The sequence below is a fragment of the Paenibacillus plantarum genome, assembly GCF_013141695.1.
In the GTDB taxonomy this organism is placed as follows: domain Bacteria; phylum Bacillota; class Bacilli; order Paenibacillales; family NBRC-103111; genus Paenibacillus_E; species Paenibacillus_E plantarum.
On record NZ_WHNY01000019.1, the window covers coordinates 56,404 to 77,990 of the forward strand.

General features: G+C 44.9%; 18 protein-coding genes. All 18 read right to left on the minus strand.

Annotation, left to right across the window (positions count from 1 at the left end):
• Positions 1 to 11 precede the first annotated feature (11 nt).
• The 18 genes from phnM to GC096_RS06395 all read right to left on the minus strand — a co-directional run bounded on the left by phnM (position 12) and on the right by GC096_RS06395 (position 21,382).
• Positions 12 to 1,193, minus strand: a complete 1,182-nt coding sequence (phnM, locus tag GC096_RS06310) for a phosphonate metabolism protein PhnM (RefSeq protein WP_171629406.1) — start codon at positions 1,191 to 1,193, stop codon at positions 12 to 14.
• Between the two features lie 29 nt (positions 1,194 to 1,222).
• Positions 1,223 to 2,068 (minus strand): ATP-binding cassette domain-containing protein, encoded by an 846-nt coding sequence (locus GC096_RS06315; RefSeq protein ID WP_171629407.1) that lies wholly within the window; start codon positions 2,066 to 2,068, stop codon positions 1,223 to 1,225.
• 21 nt (positions 2,069 to 2,089) lie between these two features.
• Positions 2,090 to 2,932: an alpha-D-ribose 1-methylphosphonate 5-phosphate C-P-lyase PhnJ gene (locus GC096_RS06320; RefSeq protein ID WP_171629408.1), complete on the minus strand. Its 843-nt coding sequence runs from the start codon at positions 2,930 to 2,932 to the stop codon at positions 2,090 to 2,092.
• A gap of 5 nt (positions 2,933 to 2,937) precedes the next feature.
• Complete coding sequence (locus tag GC096_RS06325) at positions 2,938 to 4,056, minus strand: carbon-phosphorus lyase complex subunit PhnI (RefSeq protein WP_171629409.1); 1,119 nt, start codon at positions 4,054 to 4,056, stop codon at positions 2,938 to 2,940.
• Between the two features lie 2 nt (positions 4,057 to 4,058).
• A complete protein-coding gene (gene phnH, locus GC096_RS06330; protein WP_171629410.1) occupies positions 4,059 to 4,652 on the minus strand; it encodes a phosphonate C-P lyase system protein PhnH in 594 nt (197 codons plus the stop codon).
• A gap of 16 nt (positions 4,653 to 4,668) precedes the next feature.
• Entirely contained in the window at positions 4,669 to 5,094 is a 426-nt protein-coding gene (phnG, locus tag GC096_RS06335) for a phosphonate C-P lyase system protein PhnG (RefSeq protein ID WP_171629411.1), read from the minus strand.
• A 94-nt stretch (positions 5,095 to 5,188) separates the two neighbouring features.
• Positions 5,189 to 5,890, minus strand: coding sequence for a GntR family transcriptional regulator (locus tag GC096_RS06340; RefSeq protein WP_171629412.1), 702 nt, complete (start codon positions 5,888 to 5,890; stop codon positions 5,189 to 5,191).
• A gap of 18 nt (positions 5,891 to 5,908) precedes the next feature.
• The gene (locus GC096_RS06345) at positions 5,909 to 6,541 is read right to left on the minus strand and encodes a DapH/DapD/GlmU-related protein (RefSeq protein ID WP_171629413.1); all 633 of its coding nucleotides are present in this window, start codon (positions 6,539 to 6,541) and stop codon (positions 5,909 to 5,911) included.
• A gap of 6 nt (positions 6,542 to 6,547) precedes the next feature.
• Positions 6,548 to 7,429, minus strand: coding sequence for a PHP domain-containing protein (locus GC096_RS06350; RefSeq protein ID WP_171629414.1), 882 nt, complete (start codon positions 7,427 to 7,429; stop codon positions 6,548 to 6,550).
• Positions 7,430 to 7,653: 224 nt separating this feature from the next.
• The gene (locus GC096_RS06355) at positions 7,654 to 8,025 is read right to left on the minus strand and encodes a response regulator (RefSeq protein WP_171629415.1); all 372 of its coding nucleotides are present in this window, start codon (positions 8,023 to 8,025) and stop codon (positions 7,654 to 7,656) included.
• A 109-nt stretch (positions 8,026 to 8,134) separates the two neighbouring features.
• Entirely contained in the window at positions 8,135 to 8,278 is a 144-nt protein-coding gene (locus GC096_RS06360; protein ID WP_171629416.1) for an S-layer homology domain-containing protein, read from the minus strand.
• 304 nt (positions 8,279 to 8,582) lie between these two features.
• Positions 8,583 to 9,701, minus strand: a complete 1,119-nt coding sequence (locus tag GC096_RS06365; protein WP_376769476.1) for a response regulator — start codon at positions 9,699 to 9,701, stop codon at positions 8,583 to 8,585.
• Positions 9,688 to 12,801: a hybrid sensor histidine kinase/response regulator gene (locus tag GC096_RS06370; RefSeq protein ID WP_312886204.1), complete on the minus strand. Its 3,114-nt coding sequence runs from the start codon at positions 12,799 to 12,801 to the stop codon at positions 9,688 to 9,690. Before GC096_RS06370 ends, GC096_RS06365 begins: the two co-directional genes overlap by 14 nt.
• A 328-nt stretch (positions 12,802 to 13,129) precedes the next feature.
• Positions 13,130 to 15,520, minus strand: a complete 2,391-nt coding sequence (locus GC096_RS06375) for an ATP-binding protein (protein WP_171629419.1) — start codon at positions 15,518 to 15,520, stop codon at positions 13,130 to 13,132.
• Positions 15,521 to 16,206: 686 nt separating this feature from the next.
• On the minus strand, positions 16,207 to 18,366 hold the full coding sequence (locus tag GC096_RS06380) for an MMPL family transporter (protein WP_171629420.1): 2,160 nt from the start codon (positions 18,364 to 18,366) through the stop codon (positions 16,207 to 16,209).
• A 10-nt stretch (positions 18,367 to 18,376) separates the two neighbouring features.
• Positions 18,377 to 19,528: an NAD(P)/FAD-dependent oxidoreductase gene (locus GC096_RS06385; protein ID WP_171629421.1), complete on the minus strand. Its 1,152-nt coding sequence runs from the start codon at positions 19,526 to 19,528 to the stop codon at positions 18,377 to 18,379.
• Entirely contained in the window at positions 19,525 to 20,244 is a 720-nt protein-coding gene (locus tag GC096_RS06390; protein WP_171629431.1) for a methyltransferase domain-containing protein, read from the minus strand. Before GC096_RS06390 ends, GC096_RS06385 begins: the two co-directional genes overlap by 4 nt.
• The gene (locus GC096_RS06395) at positions 20,237 to 21,382 is read right to left on the minus strand and encodes a type III polyketide synthase (RefSeq protein ID WP_171629422.1); all 1,146 of its coding nucleotides are present in this window, start codon (positions 21,380 to 21,382) and stop codon (positions 20,237 to 20,239) included. The genes GC096_RS06390 and GC096_RS06395 overlap by 8 nt, the downstream gene beginning before the upstream one ends.
• Positions 21,383 to 21,587: the final 205 nt, after the last annotated feature.

Below are 21,587 nucleotides of genomic sequence, written 5' to 3' on the forward strand. Positions count from 1 at the left end.
TTCACCTCCTGTTAATCCCTATAATTCGTTTTTTGAATTAATTTACCGTCAACGAAAACGGTCGTTACAACGGGGAAGTCGTCCATATCTAAAAGCTCTATGAAAAGCAGATCGGCTTTCTTGCCTTCCTGAAGGGAGCCGTAATCTGCATCAATGTTCACGGCTTGAGCAGGGTGCAGAGTGACCAATTTGAACTTCTCCACCAGGTCTTGCCGCTGAGGGCCTGCCAGTTGGAATACTGCATGTAGCATGGATGCCGGATAGTAGTCACTGCACAAAATGTCAATGCAGCCATCTTGTATCGCTTCAGTTGCAGACAAATTGCCACTGTGTGAGCCTCCTAGAATGACGTTAGGAGCACCTGCAACCGTATGAAGTCCTTTTTCCTTGGCTCTGCGAGCGATATCCAGCGTGATCGGAAACTCACTAATGGTTGTTCCAAAGCTTTGTACAATATCCAGCTTCTCCAGTGAATCGTCGTCATGCGAAGCAATCGCAATGTTCCTTGCTTGTGCCATTTCAGCGATCTCGCGAATGGCGTCTTCTGTCATCTTTTCCTTTGTCTGATGACTTGCGAGTAAAACCGCGATATTCTCATCACTCACATGATCGTAACCGCGCACATTTTTGATATACACTTCAAGATCTCTGTACTGTCCTTGACCTGGCGTGTGATCCATGAAAGAAACGAGATGTACTTTCTCCTCTTGGATGTAATTTTTTAAATTATCGATTTGATCCACATTATCAATTTCAAATCTGGCATGGAAACGATGACGAATGAGATGCTTGCTATTGTGCGTCTCATCAATCAAGTCAATCAGTTTGCGCACATTTTCCGGTTCTCGAATCGGACGATACTTATAATCCGCAGACTTGAAGATTGACAAGGAGTGATACATCGTTGTAATCCCATGTGAGATGAGTTCCTTTTCTGTTTCGCGTATGCTTAACTTGAAGTTAAACAGGGAAGTCGGCCTTGGCGCCGTCATGTGCTCAATATAATCCGAGTGAATGTCGATCATGCCTGGTGCCACATAGACCCCATATGCATCAATCACTTCCACGCCAACTTCCACATGGATCTCGCCTTTAAGAGCTATACGTGCAATACGATCCTCCACCACTAGTAGATCAAAACCTTCTAACATTGCATGTTCCGTAATCAAGATGCCGTTCGTTATCAGATACATTTCAAATCCTCCTTATACAATTCGATTCTCTATAGTAGTGAGTGCACTAATTGCTGCGTATAGGCATGTTGCGGATCCTCAAGGATCTGATCCGTCAATCCCTGTTCAACGACTCGCCCATCCAACATAACCATGGTTCGGTCCGCCAACATTCGGATGACACCAAGATCATGAGATACAAGCAGCATACTAATTTGCAATTCGCGTTGTAGGTGTTTGATAAGGTCCAATACATTCGCTTGCACAGATAAATCAAGTCCAGTCGTTACTTCGTCCAAAAGCAGAATCGGTGGATTATTGGAAAGTGCTTTGGCAATTTGAACACGCTGCTGCATGCCACCCGAGAAGTTCTTCGGTGCTTCCATCTTTCTGTACACAGGAATATGAACCTTCTCCAAGAGTTCACTTCCCCGTGCTTCCATTGCTGATACCTGTCGATGTCCGGCAGCGATCATTTTCTCCGCAATATTACCGATCGAGGAGAATTCCATCCGTAAGCCTAGTACCGGATTTTGATACACCTTACCCATAAGATGATTACGGATATACTTTTTTTGCTGAGATGACTCTTGAAATAGGTTTCTCTCGCCTTGTTGATACGGTTGCAGATAAGCCTCACCGCCGCTGACTTCTTGGTCAAAATAAAGACATCGCATGAGTGTCGACTTCCCACTTCCACTCTCACCAACGATACCCAGCACCTCACCGGGATATAGATCGAACGAAATGTCCTGACAAGCGTAGACGGTTCCGCATGACCTGCAGTAGTTATTTTCCAACTTTCTTTGCTCCTGATTGTTGCACTGTTCACAGCCAGTACCGAATCGTTTATCCAAATGGCTCACACGCATAATAGGGGGTGCGATTGGGCTCATCTAAGCGCCTCCTCTTCCTCTTTAGAAAATCTTTTGGTTCAACTTATCCAAGCAATAGCTCGAATCATTGCATTGATAGAACGTAATATCTTCTTCTTCGTTATATAACTCATCCATGAAAACTTCCGTTGCTCCACATAGCTTGCAAGACACATCGGTGAACGATTCTGGCTCGAACGGAACATCGTCGAAAGCCAATGAAACGACTTGTGTGTAAGGCGGAACGGCATAAATTTTCTTTTCACGACCGGCTCCCAATAAAATCAACGCTTCCGAGTAATTCAACTTATGATTATCGAACTTGGGTATCGGGCTTGGCGCCATCACATAGCGATCATGCACCATGACAGGATGATCAGCCCCCGTAGACACACTGCGGTATTTCATAATTTGTTCAAATAACATCAACCATGCGCCACTGTAGTCTTTCTCCCCATGCAACCGCTTTGTTTCACGTTCACTGGATTCGTACATGCGCAATGGTTCAGGCATAGGAACTTGTAGAACCAAAATTTGCTCCGAAGTAAGCGGAATTTCCGGAATCCGGTGGCGGGATTGAATAAGAGTGGCTTCCGAAGTAGCTTCAACCGCAGTAACCCCTGTCGTCTTATGAATAAGTTTCTTAATACTTACCGCATTAACCGATTCATCGGTGCCTTGGTCAATGACTTTAAGCACATCGCTTTTCCCGATCAATGACAAAGTTAGTTGTAAGCCCCCTGTTCCCCATCCGCGCCCGATCGGCAGCTCTCGTGATGCAAAGGGAACCTGGTAACCTGGAATTGCAATTGCCTTCAGTGTGGCACGCCGGATTTCTCTCTTCGATCCTTCGTCCAAAAATGCAAAGTTGTATTGAATTCGCATGTGCTTTACACCTCCTGGTTTGGATCAGCTGAGCGTTTTCTCGTCTTGCGAACATCATTGAGCTTAGCTTGAAATGTTACATAATGTGGCATCTTTAAGTGAGAAATAAAACCAGTTGATTCTACGGAATCAATATGAAAGAGGACAAATTCCTCATTTTGCGTCGGAATCAGCTTGTCGCCCTTTTCAAGACTTTTATCTAAAATGCTCATAGCAATAGCTTTCGTTTCATTCTGTCCATAACAGAGACCGTAACCGAACTCTAGTTGAAGTTCCTTCCTGCCATTCTCTTTCTCCACGGTAACTGGAACCAGCATCTCCACTTCTGTCACCTTAATGTCGCCGATATAATAGGATTCTTCCTCTTCGTGAGAAGAGTCCAGCGGGGTATCTATATACACCGGAATATCGCCAACACGCAATTCACCAACGGTTGGATGAACCATTCCGTAGCCGCGGATAACCGCATATGCTAAGGAAGTGACGGCACCAGTCTGACCTCTCGTCAATATCTGAAGTTTCTCACTTCGTGAAGCCGGGAACGTCAGGCTCGTGCGGGTTACATCGTCTGGTTCCGTATTATCGATTGGACAATCAGTAATGAGACCTTCTTTTCTCAAATAATCCAATACTTTGGGAAGTCGTCCGTCCAGATCTTCCATCTCATTCCTATCTATAAGCTGATAGGATTCCAGCCATTCAGCTACTTGATCTTCCGTTTCATCCATTAAATCAAAGTCTAGGAGACGATGTGAATAATCAGCCGATGCGCCTAAAATTTGCCCGCCAGGGATATCTTTAAACGAAGCTGAAATTCTTCGATCAACGCGCATTTCCTCCGGTGCCACCGTTCTGGAGTAATGCTTTCTTGGGAGCGTAGAACGATAGGCCCTTAGCAGAAAGACAGCTTCTTCCGGATTACCTTCCGCCTGTTTGATGGCAAGCGCCGCAAGCTGCTCACTATACATGCTGCTCTCCGACATCACTTGATCAATAAGCCCTCTCATTCCTGCTTCGATGGCATCGACATTCAGTACTTTCCCTAGCCGTAAACGTTCGAACTGCATGCGTTTCAGAGATTCTTCTATTGCACGTGTACCGCCTTTAACCGCTACATAACCCATAATTAGAACTCCTCCTTCACAATCTGAGTGGTTCTAGGTAAAGCCCAAATGTGGTGGGAGTCATCCACAAAAATCAAATCTATTCCTAACGGATACTCGCTGTTTCGCTGTGTCCGGATATCCAACCAGTCTTCGTTCATGGCGATCTCTTTTTTCGTTTCAGCCTGAATGCCAGGCCCGGTCATCCGCACCTTGATTCCTTGAGCCAATAAGCTAGTTGTTTCAATGATGATGGTCGCGGAGCGGTGGGGATCCTGCAGATCACCGATTTTGGCTGCCTCAAGGGCTTGCAGCAAACGCCCAGGAGCTGCATCAAGCAGGATAAAGATGAAGTCCGCCTTCTCCAACTCAGCTTCCTTGGCATAGGTTAGTTGACTCAGTAAATGAGCCATCTTGCTTTCACGTTCAGATACTACATTGAACGTGACCTCCGTATCGAGCAGCATATGCGCTAGAATCGAAGTTGCCGCTAAGCACTCTAGCGTCTGATTAAGCTTCCCCGCTTCTTCAGAGAGATCAGCAATCGTTCCTGGCCTCGACATGACATCAATGACTTGACGATATGCTGTCTGGATGTCGTGAACTTTATCTAGCATGTTTGATTCTCTCCTTTCAATCTTCATCCATCGTTTCAAAGTCCACTTTGGTTTGCAGTAACTTTCTTTGCTGCGCTTCGCATGATGACGCAATAAGCAGACTTTCCCTTTGCAATTCAACTGACCAAGACGCCGTTTCTTCCAAATTAGCTGCATACGCCGCGTCGATAACAGCCAATTCGTAGGCTTTATCTGGTTCGTCTCCTTTGATGATGCCCATTCCTAAGGCTCCTTCGATCCGAACCTTGCACTCCGTTACAAGCACCTCTCCTAGGTAAAACAAGCTCTTCTGTGCAGTTTCTCTTACCTGAACCATAACAAGACCATGATTAGGCTCCTCAATAACAGCGACATGATATTTGCTTTTAATGTCATTCGCCATAGCCGATATAAGTTGGGCTGAACCATGGATCAAAATTTCTGTCCGTTGCTTTCGATTCATTTGAAAGCCCCTTCCTGTTAACTTGTGTATTTCTCAAAACCTACTCTATCTTGTTGCCAGGTTAGCGGCAGTTAAGTTTGTGTAAAGATCAGGGCTAGATCACATAGGTAAAAACATCTCCACGATACATCGTTTTGCTGTATTCCAAAGTTTGACCCGTTTTTTCATCGATACATTCGGATTCCAGGACCAACAATGGAATGAGTGAGGAACAAGATAGAAGCTCACGCTCATATTTCGATGGATGCGCCAATCGCAAGGTAGTCTCCGACGATTTTAAGTGGTGATAACCTTTGCTTTGATAGTAGTAGAACATGGAGGTAATCTCTTTACCTTCTTGTTCTATCTCCGGAAATGAAGTTTCTGCAACGAATGAGATATGAAGTGCAATGGGTCTGCCGTCAATGATTCGCAAACGGCCGATTCTAAATACACGTTCATTTTCACTAACGCCCAGTGACTCATAAATTTTATTGTTGAATTCGATCGACTCGCAGAATATATTTGTTGACTTATATTCATAGCCAAGTTCGGTCATTTTCTGACTAAAGCTCTTATTCGTTTTTAGAACCAAAGGGATACGCAGGTTTCTGTCTTGCACAAAACTGCCTTTCCCTTGCTTGGAGTAGATATAACCAAGCTCTTGCAACCGTTCGTAGGCTTTCCGAGCGGTAATTCGGGGCACTTTGTAAGCATCAGCAAGCTCGTTCTCAGAAGGCAATTTATCATGAGGCTCATATCTGCCAGATTGGATCGATACGATAAGATGATCCATAATATCCATCTCTTCAGACAAGGCAATTCCCTCCATTCATCATCCATATTTTCTAATAAAAGCGGATAGATCGTTCAGTTCATTGAACCTTTCCTCTAATATTTCACGAGGCCAGTCCCACCAAGCAATTTTCAACAGCTGATCGACAACCTCTTGTGGAAATCTACGTTTCAACGGTTTAGCTGGCACTCCTACAACAACGTTATAGGGCTCGATATCTTTTGTAACAATAGCTCCCGATCCGACAACAGCGCCTGTACCGATATCGACACCCTTCATCACGATCGCCCCATGGCCGATCCAAACATCGTGACCGATGGTAACTCGGCTGCCTCTACGCCAGTCAAATATTTCCTGATCATCCCCATCAGCGAATCCATAGGCAGCTCGCCGATATGTCATATGATGCTGCGTAACGCGATCCATGGGGTGATCAACGGGATTAATACAGACATGGGAAGCAATCGAAGTGAATTTGCCCACTTCCGCATAATTAATTGTCACGTCATCCATGGTGTAGGTGTAATCACCTAGTTGTGATTCAAGGATTTTATTGTTAGGTCCGACAGATGCCCAAGCCCCAATGTCACTATGTATAAGGTGACTACTAGAGGAGATGGCTGGCTCTGAGGATAACGGAAGGCTGGGTTGTGTTTGATGGATGTGTTTCACAAATAATCAGTTCCTTTCCACGACACTTGTCTTCTCTACGAATGCCAGTTTGCGTTCCCAGAGCTCTTTTACAACGGCTATGCCTGGACTTTTACTACCGAGAAGAACTTCTTTTTCCCCATAAAAGCCATGAAAATCGGATCCGCCGGTTTGAATAAGTCCGTAGTGGACCGCGTGCTCAATAGCCAATTGTTCATGTGCTTGATTATGAAGAGGATGCCATACCTCGATGCCTTGTAACCCTGCCTCCACCAGTTCTGGAAGAGCTTCGAAACTCCCATACTGGCCAGGATGCGCAAGCACAGGAACGCCACCCGCTTGTAAAATCATACGAATCGCATCACACGCATCGACATACTCCGTTGGGATATAGGCAATACCCGGTTGTTCGCCGTTCTGGCCGCGGGAAAACAGCTTTTTATATAAATCACCATAGATCGTAGTTGTGTACCCTTGATCGATCAAAGCATGCATAATATGCTGCTTATAAATCCCCGTTCCACCTTCCGCATATTTCATCACCTCATCCAGGGTAATCGTGTACCCAGCCTGAATCAGCCGATCGATTGCTTCGAGGCAGCCAAGGTGACGTCTCTTGAGTAACGGACTGCAAAACATTTCTAACTGTGTGTTCCCAGGCTCTATATAATAACCAAGAATATGAACTCTGCGCTTTCGATCAAAATCATAGCCCGAAATTTCAATCGCTGGGATGATCTCTATCCCCCGTTCAAGTCCTCTATTTATCATTTGAGGTAATTCACTCGTCGTATCATGATTCGTTATTGCCAAATGAGTAACATCCTCTTGGATCGCCAAGTCTAAGATCTCATCAAATGTATATGAACCGTCTGATAGTTTGGTGTGACAATGGAATTCAACTTTCATAGCAACCAACAACCTCCTGAGCGAAAATAAGGGATGAGTTGAGCTTGAATCAGCCTCAATCTGCTTTCCCTTTGTTACTTGTACACAGTGTAACTTGATGCCAAGTTACAAGGGTCAATTCCATGTAATGCTCATGTTAATAAATTGTAAAGAAGATGGGGGACATGAACAAAAAGACGCTCACTTTGTAAGTGAACGTCTTTTTGTTAAGATAATTCAGTTCTTTAGCCTTTTCTTGATAGAAGCACACGATCCACTGCCTCAACTATTCTTTCATTGCTAAAAGGCTTCACCAGAAAGTCTTTGGCTCCAGCTCGTATGGCATCCATCACCATTTGCTGCTGCCCCATGGCCGAACACATGATGACATTTGCCCGCGGATCGAACTTCATAATTTCTTTCAAAGCTGAAATCCCATCCATCTCGGGCATCGTAATATCCATCGTCACTAATTCCGGTTTATATCGCTTATATAATTGTATCGCTTCTTGCCCATTGCTGCCTTCCGCCACAATCTCGTGACCGAGGGTGACTAAGTAATCTTTTAACAGTGCTCTCATAAAAGCGGCATCATCGACAATCATGATTCTTCTCATGGGACTGACTCCCCCTCCAACGTTGTATTCCAAATATCCCTACTTATTCATCCATTGTAGCAATGGCTTCTCTCAAAATTCTCACATACTTCCAAATCCTGTAGATCGGTTAATCTTGGTTGCCCATGAGAAAAAGACGACAGCCAAATTTACCATTCTCATAACCAGAAACCAGGCCATACTCCGTCGCCGCTTGAAGGTAAGGTGCATACCACATATCCGTAGCACCCACAACCAAATGTATATTATTCATAGTCCGCATTGACCTTGGTATAAGACCTACTACGTTCCCATATTTATCTAAATTGGGTCACTTGACATGCCATTCACGATCTGTGCGGATATCAGAATTCTGTCTCTGCCGTTGATATTCGCTTGTGGTGTGTTAACAATACCCTCGCCCCATGTATTAAAATCTCGTTGATTTCTGGTCGCCGGCTGTCATGAAAATGAATAGTCCTATATACCTACCAAGTATATAGAGCCCCTCTCTCAAATTTCTCACATACGCAAAAAGACGGAAAGCGATTGAACGCATTCCGTCTTGTTTATGCTTTTTAATTTAAATATGCAGCTACGCTGGCACTCATTTCCTCAGGAGGCTCTACGCCGAGTTCTCTCAAGTACAACGCTTTAAAGTTGGTATAGTGCTTAGCTATTCGTTCCTTTTTCCCACTTTTTGCATAGACAACCATCAGCATTTGATGCATCTCTTCATTCAGTGGATACAACGTCAAATACGTGTCTAACTTTAACTCCGCCTTGCTCCAGGCTTCTTCACGCATGTCGCGTTGAGCCATTAGACAGACAAGTGATGTATATTGCTTCCTATAATTCTCCTCCAATTGGGTTTTCCACAGATAATCCTTGCGATCTAACAACGAGCCTCGATATAGGGATAATACCCTTTCTGCTCGCGTCATGTCTTGAATCCCTTCTAAGGAAGTTATCTCACTTAACTGGAACTCCAATAGATCATACATACTCCCTAACGTAACTAACATATAGCCATCATTCGTTTTAAGAATATCCATACCGATTTCCTGTTCTTTCAACAGCTTTTTCAAGCGATAAATTGTATTATGTAAATTATGCGAAGCGCGGTCTTCCAGCATATCCGTCCATAACATATCGGCCAAATACCATTTATTAATGTCCTGTCCTGGGTTACAAAGGAAATAGGCGAACAGCTCCTCCGTCTTTTTCGTTGGCCAACGGACAAGTGCACCTTCTGGATTGCGTACCTCCAAACCTCCGAAACAACGGATCACGGACTGACGCGTTTTGATTACAGTGGGCTCAGTCACTTGTTCTAGCTTCAAGAGACGACTCGTTATGCGTTCAATGGCAGCAGGTGTGACTGGCTTAAGAATATAGTCAAAAGCGTAGACCTTGAAGGCATCTAACGCATACTCCTTGTAGGCTGTCGTAAAGATAATTTTGGTCTGCTCCATGATGTCATTTATTCGCTGAGCAAGTTCAAGCCCATTCATTTTCGGCATCTCTACATCCAGAAAAGCCAGGTCAGGCTTCAGTTCCGGCATGGAAATTAACGCTTCCTGCGGATTATTAAAAGCCCCAATGATGCTATAATGCGGGTTCCTTCCGATCAGAACCTTCATTAATTCGAGAATCGGTTTTTCATCTTCAACAATAACCACCCTAATCAAGTTCATCCCACCTTTCTACGAAGACATCCTTATCATTTCTGGTTAAAGGCAGATACATGGTAACCTTCGTACCACGTCCCATTTCTGAGCTGATCGACAGTGAAGCTCCTGGGATCGTATCTACCCTTTTACGAATATTCGCAATCGCAATGCCTCCACTTCCACGTTCTCCGCTCGCCATCTTATAGAGCAAATCATCTGGGATCCCGATCCCATTATCCTGCACCGTTACATGTAAATAGCCGTCTCCTTCTTGGATCGTTAATGTGACGGTTCCGTACTCATCCTTTTCGAACAAGCCGTGTCGAATCGCATTCTCCACAAAAGGTTGGATACAAAGTGAGGGAATAGAGAAATGTTTCAGACTATCATCCACATAACAAATAAATTCAAATCGATCTCCATAGCGCGCCTTCTCAATCTCCACGTAGGCATCAATCAAATCTAGCTCCCGATGTAGATTGACGAATAAGTCATTTCGGTCCATATCCAGAATATAACGCAGGAATTGGCTGAGCTTCGACAACAAGTAAGCAGCTTTCTCGCCATCCGTATAGCAAAATGAAATAACACTGCTAAGCGCATTATAAAGAAAATGAGGCTTAATCTGTGCTTGATGGAAGGCAAGCTCATTACGAATCGCTTCTTGGATCGAGGTTTTCATCGCAATCAAGGTTTGTATTCTCGCGAGCAGTGTCTCGGCTTCGAACGGTTTCGTGACGTAGTCATTCGCTCCCACACTGAATCCAAGTGCGATATCTTGTGAAGTGTCCTTGGCAGTCGCGAATAGAATAGGCAAATCGAGAATGGAATGCTGGGTGCGCAACTCTCGGCAGAGCTCAATCCCAGAAACGCCAGGCATCATCACATCTAGGATTATCAGATCAATTTGCGGGTGTTCACTCATTTTACTCATCGCTTCTTTGGCCGAAAAGGCTGTAAGCACATTATAGCTATGTCTTTTGAGAATATTGAGCAGTGTGTACATATTGGAAGCCTCATCATCCACGACGAGAATCGTATGAGCGTGCTCCTCTAGACTATCCAAAGATTCATGGTCATTTCCATATCTTTGCTGATAGCTATCAACCGTCGATCGTTTTTGGCTCACATGCACGTAATTCACGGCCATCGGTAGTTTAAAAGCCATTCGCGTACCCTGTCCAACTTCTGTCCAGTCAATCCGAATGTCCCCACCCATTCGCTCTACGAGTTTGCGACTAATATACAAACCAACCCCCATGCCTGTGTAGCCGTCCTCTGGTAAAAGATGCTCCTGTTGTTCGAAATACTCGAATACTTTGGCGTATTTATCAGGTGAAATACCTGTCCCTGTATCCTCAACGACAATGTGAATATCCTCTTCCACTATCCTTGCACTTACACGGATCATACCTTGTTCGGTATGCTTCATGGCATTGTGCACTAAATTGTACATGATTTGCCGTAACCGATTCTCGTCCGCTTGGACCCACATTTCCGAAGGCACTTGGTTATCCAAGCGTACCGCTTTGCCTGCAAGCTCGAACTGCAAGACATCAAATACGATTTGGGTCACAGCCCGCACATCTACAACTGTCATAAGCAACCGCAGCTCACCATGCTTCAACCGCGTCACATCAATAAGATCCTGCATGAGCATCGATAATTTAACGGATGTATCCTTGATTAACCATAGATTTTGCTTCTGCCTAGCTGACAAATTGTGCTCATCATCATCCAGTAAAGATGAGGTAATATTCATGATTCCGTGCAGCGGCGTCTTAATTTCATGGGAGGTGTGCATTAGAAACTCATCCTTCAATTGATTGGAGACTGTAAGTCGATGCGTCAAAAGCTCTGTATTCTCGTATGCATCGGTTAACCTTACCGCTAACAGCAGGTTCATTAACGTAATGAAACCAATAACCCCAACTTTATGCCATAAATCCGAGGATATCGCACTTTCCGAATATAAAACACCATCTATTAACGAGACCATTAAAGAGACGATAGCTACGATAAACAAGCCAAGTTCTTTCCGTTCATAGGTACCTCTTTTACTATTGAAGAACAGATAAATCATCCTACCGAGAAGCAATAAAGGGACGAAACCAATGTATAGAAAGAATAAACTTCTCATTTCATTATAGAAAGCGTAAGGTAAGATAATGATAATGACTACGATCAGAACGATTGGAGCAATTAACAGCCTGATCTTGTTGCGTGAAATCAACTTCTGGTGGATGGAGCAAAAAAACAATAAACAGAGAATCGAACTAACAAACTCAAAAATATCAAGCATTTTATACGTTATGTCAAAAGGAATCTGAGGTATCAATCGTTGAAACAGCTTCTCACCGTACAAAAACTGAACGCCTGCCGTGGAGAAGAGATATAACCCGCTCAGTAAATACGTTTTCTCTCGACTACGTAGGAAATAGAGACTGAGATGATAAGCTCCGAACATGACAAGCACCAAAATAAGGGATAAATCACCACCGATTAGTAAGCTATTCAGTTTAGAAATGTCTGCATGCAAGCCAAACTGAATGGCATTTACAATCCCCCCAGACATATATTCGTAATTCGCCACTTGCAATAAAATTTCAAATTCCTGCGAATTCACATGAAAAAATGTGCTGTAGGGTGTATTTCCCGGCATGTTCGTTTCTTTATTCGTAGCTGGTAGTCCGCTTCCCCCCTCCAATTTGCCATCGACATAAAGCTGATGGGACATCCGGATGCTGCGCAGCTTCATGCCATATATGTCGTCAGTAGTACTCACCCGAACTAAGAGACGGTATGTTCCGTATCCTTTGTTGCTTATACCGCCTCCTATCGTCTTTCCTTTCCATATACCTGGCACGTCTATATAAGAAACATCTCTGCGCGTCCCTGATTGAAAATCACTAGGCGTTAACAACTGCCCTTCATAAAATTCCCACTCCCCATTTAAGGAAACAACGCCGAGCTTGTGTAAATCCTCCTTAGATAAATCCAAAACACCTTGTTTGGCAGTCTGCTTGTTTTGACTAGGGATCATCTGCGAATAAATGCCTATAAATAATAAAATAGAAAATGAGAACACCAAACTGATTCCTATGATTTGACGAAAACTCCTCACTATGGGTCCCCTTTCTATGATCGTGTCCGTTACAAGTGATTCTATCATTTCATACTCACAAAAATCTCACAAGCCCCTTCTATTACTAGGAGTGAAAAAGAAATAAACTGCCCTATGGCAGTTTATCTTGCAGGTATCATCTATTCGACTAGGCCTGGTGTATGTGGAACACGTGCTTTGGCGAGTCACTAGTGCTTGGTAATATAGAATAACTGGAAAATCTCCAGCTACATAAAATCCATTTAATTCAAATTCCGAGTCCTTTTCGGCAAATTTAGATGTAGTTTTACCAGTTATTCGTGAGCTCTTTACTGGAATCGCTCGTCGCTTACACCCGCTTCAATCCGAGAATCTCGAGCAACATACCCGACAATTGGCTAGGTGGATATGGTTTGACGAAATACATGTTTGCCCCGATTTCCTTCCCCTTCTCAATTTCTTCCAATGCAGAGGAAATGAAGATAGGCAAGTCATGCAAGGTCGGATCTTCCTTGATGAGATTGATAATCTCCCATCCGTCGATACTATTATTTAACATGATGTCAACGATAACCGCATCCGGCCTCTTGACTGGCATATCTTTAAGCGCTTGTTCGCCCGTCGTGTAATTGATGACACGGAAACCTTTCTCAGTGAGTTCCTCGGTGAGCAGTTCCGTCAGGCTGAGGTCATCCTCGATGAGCACGACGGTTTTGCCTGTGAATTCATTTGCTGCCGCTGATAGTCGATCGGCCTCGATAATGAGCTCAGGCCTGGAGATCAAGGGTAGGCTAACGCGGAACGTACTCCCTTCGCCTAGCTTAGAGATAACGGTAATTTCGCCTCCATGTGCTTCGACAATGCCTTTCACAATCGCAAGGCCTAACCCCGTTCCACCAATGGCTCTTCGATCCGAATTATCAATGCGATAAAACTTCGTAAACAGCTTCGGAATGGCTTCTTCAGGAATACCCAGTCCATCATCGGTAATATCAACAACGGCATGCGTACCGTTATGGTAAAGCTTCGCTGTAATCCGCCCACCTTCAGGTGAATACTTGACTGCATTACTGACGAGGTTCATGAAAAGCTGCGTCAGATTATCCTGATCTCCAGAAATAACATATGGCATACTTGGCATGTGAATGTTGAAGTCATGCTTCGTGGAGCTGCCTTGCTGCAAAGTGAAAACACCATTTAACACATCATAGAGATCAACAGGATTTTTCTGATGTGTCGACTTGCCCGATTCCATTCGTTGGACATCCAAGAAATCATTAATTAATGCGGTCAGTCGAACGGTTTCCTGATGGATCGTTTTCAAATATTTCTGTTGCTTTTCTGGACTCATCTCTTTGGTCAGCAATCGTTCAGCAAAGCCCAATACACTGGAAAGCGGCGTACGCAGCTCATGGCTCACGGTGCTTACGAATTCGGACTTCAATTGGTCCACTTCGGCTTGTTTCGTCATATCGCGATGGACAAAAACCGTTCCGATTCTACCCGATTCTCTATACAACGGCTCCGCATAGGCTTGAATGACCCTCCGCGTCGGAGAGGTAATCTCATACATGTAGGACCTTTCCTCTATCGCTTCTTCGCTAATCTGTGCGATCATAAACGACTTTAAATCCGTATTATCTGCAATTGAATGCGATGCGGAAGCAATAAACTGAGCTAACTGGATATCTGACATGGACTGCCCCTCAGGAATTCCAAATAATTCATTCATCGTTGAGTTAGCTTTTACGATGATACCCTCGACATTGACGAACTGCACGCCTTCTTGAAAGGTATCCATAATGTCTCGAGTTAAGGCTCTTTCATTCATCAACTGCTCTTCGTTTTCTTCCATTTTGCGTAACATATCCTGAAGCTCTTCCTGCTGCATTTGAAGCTCTTCTTGCTGGGCTATCAACTCTTCATTCTGCGATAGCAGCTCTTCTTCCTTCACTTGGATCTTCTGCAGCATGGTATGAAAAGAATGATTGAGCAGGCCAATCTCATCGTTCCGTTTATCCATCGCCAGCTCAACAGACTGACCTAATGTCACTTTCTCAGCATTATCTGCTAACTTGCGCAGCGGTCTGCCAATGTTTTTAGCCGTATGCGAGGTCATAAAAGTAATGAACACCAGAATACCAAACACATAAGCAAAGAATACATAATTAAGATTGGCTAAGGTTTTAAACAAGTTCTGGGCTTCCATTTCGGATTGATCGGAGGTTTGCGTAGAGATGTCATTGATTTTGCCTAACAAATCATAGATACTTGTCCCTACACTGCCGCTCGATGTCGCTGAGCCAGTCTTCACTAACGCCATGGGATCGACGTCGTGCGCAAGCTTCACATATTTGGGAAATACATTTTCGAAATAGTTCTTCTCAAATGACTTTAACGTTGTAAGCAGCTCTTTCTCCTGATCGGTTAAAGGAAGCTGCACAAATGTCTCTATTGCCTGCTCAAGCTCTGGCTTTTCCTTCATCACAGCCTCATATTCAAACTCCTGGCGGAATGCGTAGAAAGCTCTTGCATGTAAAAAGATTTGATTGTAGTGGAGATAAATGGAGGCCGTAGCCTTTTCTTTCGCTTTTAGCAGCGTGATGCGTTCTTGGTAAGACTGTTGCACTTGTTTACCAGTAAATGAAACACCAATGGCCCCCACCATGACAAGCAATGCGAAAAACAATATCATTCGAACAAATCGACGGGAAAGGCTCGACTTCACAAGGTTAGGCATGGCAGATCTCCTTTACACGATCAATTCACCAAAATTCGACAAATTCCTACCTGACCAATTCGGTGACTGCCAAGAAATTCCTCTATTTATAGTTCTACCTTATCCTGGAGGCGCGGCTGCAATAGGTCGCTATGAACGAAGAAGCTGAATGATTCTTCGCTAGGCTATCTGACATGGGAAGTCGGCTTTGAGGAAGGGATTTTGAACGTCGTTGCCAAAAGCTCGGAGGGCATGGGATAACCGGACCAACTGGTCTTACGCGTAGACTCTTGAATTGAGCGCTGATGGACAGGATATGGCTCATGTCGAGATCGAGGTCATAGACAGCCATGATAAAGCCAACCTCTTTGCACACAAGTAAAACCCGATACCATCCGGATTTTGCGGATGGTATCGGGTTTTTGCAGGTTGGGTTGGGTTGGTGATTTTGTAGCCAACTTAAGCTCTACTCAACTTAACTGGAAAACATACAGCTATTTTCGAGAAATTCCCTCAATAATTCAATTTAAATGGAAAACATGTATTTAAATCTGGCCCATTTGTTCAGATCAGGCAAAATGGTTAAATTTAACTGTAGGTTTTCCATCTATTCTAATTTTCGAAGAGAAATCCCCAAATTTACCTGTAGAAACTCCATCTATTTGCCGGGAGCACAGAAGATTTACAAAACATCCCTCTGACCAACTTCACAACGTACGCTTCCTACTCCCCCCAGGCCCCCACCAATTCCATTTGCCCAGAATGACCATTAATGCGGGAACAAGCACCAACCTAATCACCGTCGCATCAATAAAAATGGCAGCTGCAATACCCAACCCTAGTTGTTTCACGCCGACAACATCTCCGAATGCAAAAGGCAACGTGACGGCAATCATGATCGCTGCCGCAGAGTTGATAATCTTACTTATGGACCCTAAGCCGACTAGCACAGAACGATGATTATCTTGCGTCCGCTGGTACTCCTCATAAATGCGCGATACTAAGAATACGCCGTAATCCATCGAGATTCCAAACGCCAGTCCAAAGATAAACACAGGAATCATAATGGCGATCTTACTCGGTTCTAAGCCGAAATGCCCCTCTTCAAACAGCCAAGTTAGAATTCCGAAAGACGCACCTAAGCTCAGGAGGTTCATGAGAATTGTTTTTAAGGGGATGAGAATGGAACGGAAAGCGATGAATAAGACCACATAGTTAGAAATGAGTATGAACAAGAGTACATAGATTAAATTGTCAAAAATATCATCGAAAATCTCCTGTTGATACTTCGCCTCACCACCTAGAAGGAATGGGAGCGCTCCTGCTTTCCCCTCTACTTCCCAGCGTCTCACCCAATCCATCACTTGCTGTGAGGAGGGTTCACCGTGTAATCGAACCTGAACGAGCATCTCATTCTTATGGACAAAAGCTTGAAAGATGCGCTCATTGCCCGCTTTTGCGTTTGGATGTTGAGATAACAAATAGAGTTGATCATAGGGCATTCGCAATGTCGAATAAATCGAATCTACCTTTTCAACGAGCGGATCCCTCTCTAATGTTTGTACAAGTAAAGAGGCGTTCTTCCAATCACTTTGGGTCAACTGAGTTGATTTTCCTCTGGCGACTAGATAGATATCTGAACTTGTTTTCGTGCCAAAATGTGTTTGGTACGCTTCGAATGCTGCGCGGGATTCATAGCCCTTCGGCAAAGAGGTCGCATCTGGTATGGCTAATTTCATTGTCGTTAGCGGCAGGAAACAACAGATAAGAATACACGCTGCAAGCAAGCTCATTTGGACAGGTCTACTCATCACAAATCGCGCCATCGCAAACCACACATTGTTCGTACCTTTTGTCGTATAGAGCGGTCTGCGTTCAGCTCGAATGGCTGGCCACCACAGGGTTAGAAGCGCCGGCACTAACGTTAGCGTCAGCATAACGGAAACGGTTAACACAGTCATTGCACCTAAGGCAATGGTCGAAAATATAGGAAGCGGAATGAACAATATTCCCATGAGGCCTAAAAAAACACTAAGTGCCGAGAATAAGACGGCTCTTCCAGCTGTTCTCATCGTAGTTTGGATGGCTTGTCCAACAGGAAGCACATGAATTTCCTCACGAAAACGACTAACCATCATCAAGGCAAAATCGATACTCAGGGCCAGACCTACCATCGGAATAACATTCAGTACAAAGTTAGATAAATCAATTTGTGTGCCTATGCCATACATAATGCCCATCGTGCTCGTAACCCCGAAAACGCCAACGATGATAGGAATCAGCGAGGAAGTCATGCCGCCAAATGCCAGCCATAGAATCAAAAAGGCTGCCGGAATGCCTAAGCTTTCCGCTTTTCGCAAATCATGCTGACTCGCTCGGTTGACATCTTCTTGCACAACCGACTTTCCTGTCAATGACACGTTCATCTCTCGATGCTTGGGTAATCGTGTCTGAATTTCTTGCAATACTTGCTCCATGTCATGTGGACTTTGCTCGAATCCAAGCAGCGCATAGGCATAATTCCCTTGGATCATTCCTTCCCGTTCGAGCGGAGATACAATCTCTCTTAACCCTTGCATGCCGTGTAAAGTTATCATATCTTGCTGCAAGTAGCGTTCGAATTGCTGGGGCTCCATCTTGCTATTTTTCTCAAATACGAGAATGACGGGATTCGCTGGAATGTGAAAATTAGAGGCGAGTGTTTGCTCGACCTTGACAAAAGAGCCATCTGAAATCAACCCATGATCCTTCAAAACAGCAGGCAGCTTAGGAGCATACCATCCAAAATACAGGAAGAATACGACCCAAAATAGAACGATGGTTTTGGGAAATCGGAGGGATATCAGAGCAAGTTTATGCAAGATCATAACCCTCCTCTTAATACTCAGTTTCTTTCAGCCTAGTCGCTTGCACGAATCGATCTGCCAATCCAGGTGTGAACTTAGCTGCAGCAAGCATCACGTGAGGCAAATACGGAACAGCTAATATTCCCTGCAACCGATGTCCCCACTTCAAGGGCCCTTTGAATTCTCGATGTATAGCCCGGGTATAGTCATGCTCCCATTCAACTAAGCTGATCTGGCCCTTCAGATAGCGTGATGCAAATGGTGCGCATAAAATCGCTGAGCGGAGTGCCATCGACATCCCGTCACCGCATAACGGCGGCAGCATCATAGCGGCGTCACCTAATCGTGGAAACATATCCCACGCAAGGGGCTTACGTGTTAACTTTACAGGCGCAACAGCCGCTTGTGTGCCAGGAACAGATTGTGCAGAAGATAAACGTTCCGATAGCTTACTATGCTTAGCGCTTGCCGCCTCGATCAACCCTAGAATGGATTTGTTTGCCTGCTGAAAAGCCTCTCGTTCCAACAGGGCGGCCACATTCACCTGTCCACCTTCAATCGGGGATAGACCTAGGTAACCGCCTTCGAAGAAATAGAGTTCGACAACCCCATCCATGTCCACCCCTGTATAGTGGGATTTCACACCGAGATGCGCCCCATTAACAGACTTGGCATCGCGCGGAGATTGACTTCGGAGTCCAGGAATAGCCGTTGCACCACAGGCAGCGATAACAGCTCGCACGTAATATTCCTGAACCCCACCGTGCTTTTTCGTAGTTATTATGTATCCTTGCTCACCGGGTTTCACAGAAATCACCGTTGTTTCCGTCTGCACTTGCACGCCAGCGCGCAAAGCCGCCTGATGAAGCGTAGCGTCAAGCTGATAACGGCTTACTCCCCAAGCTGTTCCAGGAAGATCGATCTCCAGTGGATTTCCCCGACTGAGAATCAAGCTTGTCCGTTGAATGATACTTGGCTTTAAGGCGGACACGGCTTCACGCAATCCAAGCTTTTTAAGCATCGTGAGGGATTCAGGGGATAGAAATTCCCCGCACACCTTATGCCTCGGGAATGCTTTACGATCGAACAGCACCGTATCCCAGCCATGATCAGCTAAGGACTTGGCCATCACACTGCCTGCGATTCCTGCACCAATAACGGCTGCATCATAGATGTGAGTCATCGCGCCCGCTCCCTTTTCACAATGACGACAGCATACCTAAATAGCGGTCTCCATGACACGATCATGTCTGAGAGATCCAATGATTTGCGCAGTATGGTCCAATCCTTTGCACGAAAGCCTTTGGCTACTGATAAGGGGCCATCATTTAGAATATAACGGTTCTTGGAAATCATGCGAGCCGTCACCCACACAGCAGCCCAGGCAATCCAATGCCGATGGATATCATTAATGACAACGCCTAATCGAGATGCCTTCAGCATACAGCCCACAACTTGAGGAAGTTCCGTATTTGTAAAATGATGCACAAATTGCGTACCGGTCGTGATATCGACCCCATTTTCCGGAAGCTGAAATAAACTGCTCCGCATCACGCTTACACGTGGCTCAGTACGAAAGAACTCGCGCGCCTCCGCACACGCTTCCTCTGTAATATCGACTAGCGTAATACGCAGTTCTACACCATGCTCATCCGCCCAGCGTAAGAGATGGCGATTCACATCGCCAGAACCAGATCCAACATCCAGAATCGATAATGTCTTGGGTTTGCCTGCTTGCAGCCATAAGCGTTTAAAGCCAAATAAGGTAGGCCCTGCAGCTCCAAAAATACGATTAAGCAGACGCAAATGCTGCAAGGCTTGCCGAAGCTCGGGACCCCCCGACGAGAAGTCATCCATTAGTTCATGTTGCACTGCTCGTTGTTTGAGCCCCTTAAACATAAGATTCATCTAACTTCGTTTCCTGTATGGCAGTGACACCTCGATAGGTGAATTGAATCATTTCACACGTAAGTCCTGGTCCGAATGCGAGAGATAACCCACTTGTCGGACCTGCTCCGCGGTTCACCAGTTCCTGCCTCATTTCATCGAATACGAAAAGAATCGTTGCCGAAGACATATTGCCATAATTGCGCAACACAGTGCGGCTCGGTCGCGTTTCTTCCGAGGTTAATTCGTACACTTCTTCCAACGCATCAATAATCCCTTTTCCCCCTGGATGAATCGCCCAAAGTTCCGGTTTAGGTCCGCCATCAAGCAGATGCGCTACTTGCTCAGGAATCCAGGTTCCAATTAGCTTAGGAATATTCGGAGACAGATACAGATCAAAACCGTGATTCCCTACTTCCCATTTCATTTCGTCTGCGCAATCTTGCAAGAGAATCGAATGATCATTTCCTAATTGAAATATGGGATGATGCTGTTCACTTGCGATACCGACCACACAGGACGAAGCCCCATCTCCGAAAAAGGAAGCGCCAAATAAAGCCTCTCTATCACTTGAAGGCTGAATGTGGAGGGTACACAATTCCACGCAGACGACTAGTATTTTAGCGGACGGGTTGCTGGAAGCGATTTGACTGGACAAACACACAGCCTTCAATCCAGCAGCGCAGCCTAGGAAATTGAAAGGGATCCGATTGACATTGGCAGCTAGTCCCAACCGCTGCGTCAAAGCGGCATCTAGTCCTGGCAGGAACTGTCCTGTACAGCTTACGGTGATTAGATGCGTGATGTCAGACACGTCAACTTTGGCATCACTCAGGGCTTTCTCAGCTGCCTGTAAAGCTAAGGGAACTGACTCCCGTTTATAAGTAGCCATCCGATCGGAAGTCGATGGTGCTTCTTGATTTGATTGTGAAAAGTACCGGCAATGTTCCGCTGTTTCTAACAGATTCGGTTCGCAGGTATATCTCGTTTCTACGCCGCATTGCTTGAAAATTTTCTTCGCCCAACGCGCAGAGTTAGGAGTATCTCGTAACGCATCCGTCAATCGCTCAGAAGTATCTGCTTGCTCAAGACGGAATTCAGGCACAGCGGTGCCTATTCCCAGAATTGCAATATCGTGATTTTCTTTCATGGTCTATGCTCATCCCCTTGGCTCATTCAATTCTTGGTTGGACATGCAGGTCACTTTACCTATATGTATGCAAGAAATGTGGCTTATATGAGAGAAATTTCCATAAGGAGGATAGCTTGTCTAGGGGCGCTATGCAAAAAAAGACTACCTCGCAATCGATTCCTCGAACGCTTGCAAGATAACCCTTTTACATGCAAATCTATGC